The sequence below is a fragment of the Acidithiobacillus ferriphilus genome (assembly GCF_018854775.1).
Classification (GTDB): domain Bacteria; phylum Pseudomonadota; class Gammaproteobacteria; order Acidithiobacillales; family Acidithiobacillaceae; genus Acidithiobacillus; species Acidithiobacillus ferriphilus.
On the sequence record NZ_JAAZTY010000032.1, the window covers coordinates 1 to 7,178 of the forward strand.

7 protein-coding genes are annotated in these 7,178 nt (G+C 58.8%); 2 read left to right on the plus strand and 5 right to left on the minus strand.

What is annotated here, in order from left to right; translation table 11 throughout:
- A partial coding sequence (locus HF921_RS02890) for a ComEA family DNA-binding protein (RefSeq protein WP_215893270.1) occupies nucleotides 1–326 on the plus strand: 326 nt, incomplete at its 5' end.
- Between the two features lie 100 nt (nucleotides 327–426).
- Here the strand turns inward: HF921_RS02890 and HF921_RS02895 are convergent.
- From HF921_RS02895 to HF921_RS02905, 3 genes are read right to left on the minus strand one after another with little or no spacing between them, the layout of a single operon-like run.
- On the minus strand, nucleotides 427–1,359 hold the full coding sequence (locus tag HF921_RS02895) for a homoserine kinase (RefSeq protein ID WP_064218332.1): 933 nt from the start codon (nucleotides 1,357–1,359) through the stop codon (nucleotides 427–429).
- Nucleotides 1,360–1,373: 14 nt separating this feature from the next.
- Complete coding sequence (locus tag HF921_RS02900) at nucleotides 1,374–1,709, minus strand: DUF2782 domain-containing protein (protein WP_064218331.1); 336 nt, start codon at nucleotides 1,707–1,709, stop codon at nucleotides 1,374–1,376.
- Between the two features lie 20 nt (nucleotides 1,710–1,729).
- On the minus strand, nucleotides 1,730–2,449 hold the full coding sequence (locus HF921_RS02905; protein WP_064218330.1) for an LOG family protein: 720 nt from the start codon (nucleotides 2,447–2,449) through the stop codon (nucleotides 1,730–1,732).
- Between the two features lie 69 nt (nucleotides 2,450–2,518).
- On the opposite strand from HF921_RS02905, the gene polA reads away from it, so the two are divergent.
- Nucleotides 2,519–5,218, plus strand: a complete 2,700-nt coding sequence (polA, locus tag HF921_RS02910) for a DNA polymerase I (RefSeq protein ID WP_215893271.1) — start codon at nucleotides 2,519–2,521, stop codon at nucleotides 5,216–5,218.
- Nucleotides 5,219–5,220: 2 nt separating this feature from the next.
- Here the strand turns inward: polA and kch are convergent, their stop codons facing one another.
- Complete coding sequence (gene kch, locus HF921_RS02915; protein WP_064218328.1) at nucleotides 5,221–6,483, minus strand: voltage-gated potassium channel protein; 1,263 nt, start codon at nucleotides 6,481–6,483, stop codon at nucleotides 5,221–5,223.
- 65 nt (nucleotides 6,484–6,548) lie between these two features.
- On the minus strand, nucleotides 6,549–7,178 hold a 630-nt coding region (gene yihA / locus HF921_RS02920), incomplete at its 5' end, for a ribosome biogenesis GTP-binding protein YihA/YsxC (RefSeq protein ID WP_215862134.1).

Sequence of the window (7,178 nt, forward strand, 5' to 3'; positions counted from 1 at the left end):
CCGCCGATGCCGCGGCACTGGATACGCTGCCGGGCATTGGTCCGGCCAAGGCACAGGCGGTGCTGGAATACCGGCAGGCGCATGGACCTTTCAAGAGCGTGGATGAACTCGTCAGTATCCATGGCATCGGTCCCAAGCTGTTAGAGCACTTGCGCCCGATGGTGAGCCTCAGCGGCGACTCGGTGTTGCCGCAAAAAACTGCCCGACAGGCTGGTCACTCTCATGCTGCAGTGCCGGTGGGAGAGGAACGCGTCGTTCGGCGCGGAAGTCACGGCTATATTCTGGAAAGCTCTCCACAGAGCAACGCCTTCTCGCTCAACGATTAAACTACCCGCAATGATCTGCCTGTATTTCATCCGGATTGGACCTTGCCCGCCAGCGAGGGCTTGTTCTTCATGATGTTGCGGAGCCGTGGCGGGTTGGTGTTTATACCAGCCGCCGACGCTGCAAAAGAATTTGCCGGTATTCCTCCGGGTCTTTGCATTGGGTGATGGTACCGGGGCGACGAAAATGTATGGCATCCAGGCGCAGTAGCCAGAAGCGTAGGGCGGCGGCGCGCAGCAGGGGGAACCATAACACTTCCTCGCCCGCCTGCAGGGGGCGAGTGGCCACATAGGCATCCCATAACGCACGGAGCAATACGGGGGCAAAGTGACCATCGGTCTCGGAACACCAGGCGTTGGCCACCACCGCCAGGTCGTAAAGCCAGACATCATCTCCAGCGTAATAAAAATCGATGGTGCCCGAGATCCGACCGTTTTCGAACAAAACATTATCGGGGAAAAGATCGGCATGCACGACGCCACCGGGGAGATTTGTGCGATCCCGTGTGCCCTGATAGGCCAGTTCCTCGGCAATGAGGGCATTGTCCTCGCGGCTCAGGTGCGGTACCAGATGTCTGGCCGTCTCCTGCCACCAGGAGAAGCCCGCAGGATTAGGGTGCCGCTCGGGAAAGCCTTCTCCGGCCAGATGCATCCGCGCCAGCAAGGTTCCAAGCGCGCTGATTTCGGCAACAGAGGGTGCCCGCCCCTCGATGGACGTACCGCGCAGACGCTGGACGATGGCGGCGGGTTTGCCACATAACGTGCTGAGACTGTTTCCTGCCAGGGTATGCATGGGACGCGGGCAGGGGATGCCGCGCAGGCTCAGCCATTCGGTGAGATCAAGAAAATAAGGGATTTTGCTGCGTGGCAGACGCTCGAAAAGAGTCAGGACAAAGTGACCTTTTTCAGTATCAAGGAAATAGTTGCTGTTCTCCACGCCAGCGGAAATACCAGTCAGCGCGCGGGCGCCACCGAGGTCATAATCTCTGAGAAATTGCGCAAGTTCGAGGTCACTGACACTGGTATAAACGGACATAAACGGTACTCAAGTTACCAGCGAAAAATAACCCACTGAGGCACACTCAGATGTTCAGCCGCCGTTTGTGGCACTTCGGTGAAACGGCCGGTGCCGCCCTTGTCTTCCAGATAATAAGGCGGAAACGGCTTTGGTGGAATGACCTTGACCATGTACACCTTGCCATTGACCTTGTACTGTTCAATTTTGGAGCCTTGTGGCACCTTGATCTCGGCTTTAGGCCCAGCCTTGGCATCGGGAGCCAGGGTGGGCAGATGCAGTTTCTGAATATCGTCCGCTGCCCATGCGGAGAGGCTGCTGCCTAACGCAAAGCAGGTACCGACAACTAGGGCGAATATGCGTATGGACATGGTAATACTCCCTGGGGTCCTTAAAGGTTGAGAAGGGCCTCTGTCTCAGCGGCGGACGGCGCAAAGCCGCGTTTTTCATAGTGATTGAAAATGGCCGATACCACTTCGTCGGTATCGTCGATCATGGTGATGAGATCGAGATCTTCCGGCCTGATGGTCCCCGCCGTCAACATGGATTCCCGCCACCAGTCGATCAGTCCTTTCCAAAAACTGGATTCCACCAGAATGATGGGCATCTTGCGGGTCTTGCCGGTCTGTACCAGGGTCAGACATTCGGCAAGTTCGTCCAGTGTTCCGAAACCGCCCGGCATCACCACATAGGCGACCGCGTATTTCACGAACATGACTTTGCGTGAGTAAAAATGCTCGAAGGATATGGAGACATCCTGGTAAGGATTGGTATGTTGCTCATGGGGTAACTCGATATTGAGCCCGATGCTGTAGCCCGTGCCGCGAAAGGCGCCCTTGTTGGCGGCTTCCATCACTCCGGGACCGCCACCGCTGATGACGGAAAACCCGGCATTGGAAAGTTTCTCGGCGATCTCCTGGGCTTTCAGATACCAGGGATGTTCCGGGTCAATGCGGGCGGAACCGAAAATGCTGACACAGGGTTCGACGTCGGCCAATTTTTCGTAACCGTGCACAAACTCGGCTATAATCTGGAAGATTTTCCAGGCCTCGCGGGTGAGGCGTCCCTCGCCCTTGTCGCGCAGTTTTTCCTCTTCGAGATGAGTCCGCATCCGTCGTTCCCGTGTCAAAGGTGGTAATTTTCCGTATTATGACGGAAATCCGCAGAGAAGTCCCAAACCATGTCCCAAGACCCCCGTATCCTCGTCGATGCTTCCAGCTTCCTCTATCGTGCCTTTCATGCGCTGCCCGACTTGCGCGCGCCGGACAACTTTCCGACCGGAGCTATCTACGGCGTCGCCAACATGCTCCGTCGCCTGCTGAAAGAGTATCCGAGCGACGAAATCATCGTCATCTTCGACGCTCCCGGCGGTACGTTCCGGGACAGGCTTTATCCTGAGTATAAGGCACAGCGGCCTTCCATGCCGGAGGAGCTACGGGCTCAGGTTTCGCTTCTGCACGATTGGATCAGGGCCACGGGCCTGCCACTGGTGATTGAGCCCGACGTGGAGGCGGATGACGTGATCGGTACCCTGGCCCGGCAGGCGCCACCCGACCAGCAGGTGCTTATCGTCACCGGCGACAAGGATATGGCGCAGCTGGTGAGCCCGCGAGTGCGGCTCCTTGACACCATGAAAGGTGTCGAAACGGACATGGCCGGGGTTGAGGAGCGCTTTGGTGTGCCGCCGGAGCGTATTGCCGACCTGCTGGCGCTGATCGGTGACAAGGTGGACAACATCCCCGGCGTGCCCGGCGCCGGACCGAAAACAGCCGCCCGGTGGCTGACGCAATATGGTGATCTGGACGGTGTGCTGGCCCACGCCGGCGACATCGGCGGCAAGGTGGGTGAGGCACTACGCGCTTCCGCACATTATTTGCCCTTGAGCCGTGATCTGGCGACCATTCGCTGCGATCTGACGCTGCCTGCCGCGACTTACGCCCGCCGGGCGGCGGATGTGGCCGCCCTACGGGCGTTGGCGCAGCGCCTGGGTTTTCATGCCTGGCTCAGGGACCTGCCTGCGGACGATGCGGGAAAGGTGCCGGAAAAGCAGAGCAGTGATATTGAGCGCGCGGCCTACCTGGCCATCACCACTGAGGAAGCGCTGAACGCGCTGCTGCTCGCCCTGAAAACGGCCGATGTGGCCGCTCTGGACACGGAAACCACGAGCCTTGACCCGCTGCATGCCGATCTGGTGGGGATTTCCTGCGCCTGGCAGGCCGGTGGTGACTATCAGGCCGTCTACATTCCCATGGGCCACCGCGACGGTAGTCTGCAACTGGATCGGCAGGCCGTACTCACCGCTTTGCGCCCGTGGCTGGAAGACCCACAGGCCGCCAAGCTGGCCCAGAACGCTAAATACGATTGGCGAGTTTTCTGGCGGTATGGTATCCATCCCGCCGGCCTGCTGCGCGACACCTTACTGGAAAGCTACGTCTTTAACAGCGGTCACAATGGCCACGATCTTGACACCCTCGCCGAGCGCTATCTGCAGCATCAGAACATCCGCTACGAAGAGGTGGCCGGTAAAGGCAAATCAGCGCGTAATTTTGCCGATGTGCCGGTAGTGGAGGCACTGCCCTATGCGGCAGAAGACGCGGATGTCTGTCTGCGGGTGGATGCGCAACTCTGGCCACAGTTTGCCAACGAACCGGGCTTGCAGCGGGTGTTGATGGAAATAGAAATGCCGCTGGTGCTGGTACTGGCGCGCATGGAAGAAGCGGGTGTCAAAGTCGATCGCGTCCAGCTCGAAGTGCTCAGCACGGAGTTGAGCAAGGATATGGCGGACTGTGAACAGAAGGCCTTTGTCCAGGCGGGGCAGTCCTTCAATCTCAACTCCCCCAAGCAGATTCAGGAAATCCTCTTTGACAAAATGCAGTTGCCGGTACTCAAGAAAACCCCCGGCGGCCAGCCGTCGACCAATGAAGATGTGCTCGCCCAGCTCGCTGTGCATGCCGATCTGCCGCGCCTGATTCTCGATTATCGCGGCATGGCCAAGCTCAAGAATACTTATGCGGACGCACTGCCGCAGATGATGAATCCCGACACCGGCCGGGTCCATACCCATTTTCAGCAGGCGGTGGCGGCCACTGGACGCCTCTCATCCAGTGAGCCGAATCTGCAAAACATCCCGGTGCGTACCGAACAGGGCCGACGTATTCGCCAGGCTTTCATTGCCGAAGCCGGGCACTGGCTGCTCAGTGCGGATTATTCCCAGATAGAGCTACGCATTATGGCTCACCTCTCCAAAGATGCGCGTCTGCTGCAAGCCTTTGCGGAGGGTCAGGATATTCATGCCGCCACTGCTGCCGAGGTCTTTAATCTGGTGCCGGAGGCGGTGGACAGCGCCGCGCGTCGTGCCGCCAAGGCCATTAACTTCGGTTTGATTTACGGGCAGACCCCTTATGGTCTCGCCCAGCAGTTGGGCATTGATCAGGCCGCCGCCAGGCAGTACATGGACCGCTATTTCGAGCGCTACCCCGGCGTTCTTGCGTATATGGAGCAAACTCGCATCCTGGCGAAAAAGCAGGGCTATGTGGAGACGCTCTTTGGTCGCCGCCTGTATGTACCCGAAATTCGCTCCAGCAATCCGGCCCGGCGTAATTACGCCGAGCGTGCGGCCATTAACGCACCCATGCAGGGCACTGCGGCAGATCTCATCAAGATGGCAATGATTGCGGTGGATAGCTGGTTGCAGGAGGCTCCGGGGCGCGGTCGGATGATTCTCCAGGTGCATGACGAACTGATTCTGGAAGTGCCGGAGGCCAGTCTGGCGGCGGCGCAGTCGGCGCTACGGGAACGTATGGAGGGCGTTGCGGAACTGGCCGTGCCTTTGCGGGTAGATCTGGGTGTCGGCAGGCACTGGGACGAAGCCCACAGTTAGCCTCAGATCTTCTTGTCCACCGCTGTTCCACTGCTGAAGCGGAACATCTTCATCACCGCGGTACTGTCCAACTGTTCGCCGTTGAGAGCCATCGCCAGCAGTTCACCCCCTAGCACCTGGGGAGCGATAATCATGTCCGGTTGCACCCGGCGTACCCGGCCCAGATTTTTACTGTCATTGACGGCGGCTACTGTTTTGGCTGACCCCTCTATTTCTTTGACAGCCAGCACGACAAAGGCGTTTTCCGAATCGTCCGCGCGCAGGGCGAGCACGGCCGCGGCTTGCGCGGCCCCGGCACTACGCAGCACATCCGTATCGCTGGAGTCGCCGATGATCAAATCTTCTGGCTGATAGATGGAGTCATCAGGCTGGTGGCCCATAATCACTACTACGGGCAGATTGCGGCCCCTGAGTTCGCGGTAGCTGTTGCGCGCCAGCGGGGTGTCCCCGGCGATAATGTAGTGGTCTTTACGGATCATGCGGCGTTTTTCTCCTCGCAGGGCCGATTGCAGGCGGTTGTTCACTGCCGGAACGATAATGGCTGAAAGCGAAGTGGCAAATACCGTTATTCCCAGCACAATCAAAGATACCACAAAAAGTCGCGATTCGTTGCTGACCGGCAGGATGTCTCCATAGCCCACGGTGGCCATGGTGACTACCGAAAAGTAGAGCGCCGTAGAAAGGCTGTGAATTTGCGGTTTGAATCCGTCCCCCAGAATATATGCGCCAAAGACGCCGTAACTCACGACCATGATGGCACCGACTAACGCAAACAATGTACCGGTTGCCAGGCTGCTGCGATCGAAACGGCCGCGAAACACCCACAGAAAAAGCACCAGGGCGGCATTGTAATAAAGCAGCACGGAGATCTGATAAGGGTGTCGATAAATCCCGAAGGCAAGGACGGCCATCGCCATAATCAGGACAAGGGCCCAGGCAAAACGGGAGCGGAAGAGCAGACCCAGGGACATGATGAGCAAGATGACGCCTGCAGCGCCCTGTGGAATACCGCGAAAGGCATCGAGCACAAAGCTGTGGGAGACAGCTGCCAGACTGCCGACGTAGCTCAGGCCCAGCAGATGCTCCAGTGCTGGGAGGATGTTGAATATCCCGAGAAGACCTACCGCCGCTGCGATGGGGAAATGTGGATACCAGTCCTCCAGGTGGAGGAGGTTCGCCCAGTGTTGCACGTGCACGCGCCAGCGAACACGCCAGTCTGGCCGCAACGCATGCCAAGGGTGACGTTCACTGAACTTTTTGGGCACGCTTCACTCCAAAGCCGTGGGTAACCTATTGGTTGTCTGGATCCGGTCTATCCTCCCTGGCCGGATCATGAGTCCTCCCCTCCCTTTGAGGGCTCGCTATTGGCCCCGGCATCCGCCGGGGGCTTTTTTTCTGCTTCTGGCGTGAGCCAAGTCGCTATACGCTCATGCAACTCATCTATACCAAGTCCTGACTGGGCAGAGAAAAGCTGCATGGCGACCCCCCGCAATTCTGGAATCCGCCGCAGGCGGGCCATTTCTTGAATGGCCGCGCCGCGGCTGAGTTTGTCGGCTTTGTTCAACAAGACATGCACTGGTCTTCCGCAGCCCGCCGCGAAGGCAATGAGATCAGCATCATGAGGGCCGTAGGGGTGGCGGATGTCCATCACCAGGATCAATCCGCGCAGGCTGCCGCGCCGCCGCAGATATTGTTCCAGCAGCGGTCCCCAAGAGCGCCGTAGCGCCTCGGGTACCTTGGCATACCCATAGCCAGGCAGGTCCACGAGGCGCTGACCGGGATCAAGGTCGAAAATATTGAGGGCCTGGGTCCGGCCCGGCGTGCGACTGACCCGCGCCAGTGCCCGTCGTTCGGTCAGCATATTGAGGGTGGATGACTTGCCGACGTTGGAGCGACCGGCAAAAGCCACTTCGACGCCGTCATCGGCGGGTAACTGTTCCGCTTGGGTCACACTCAGGCG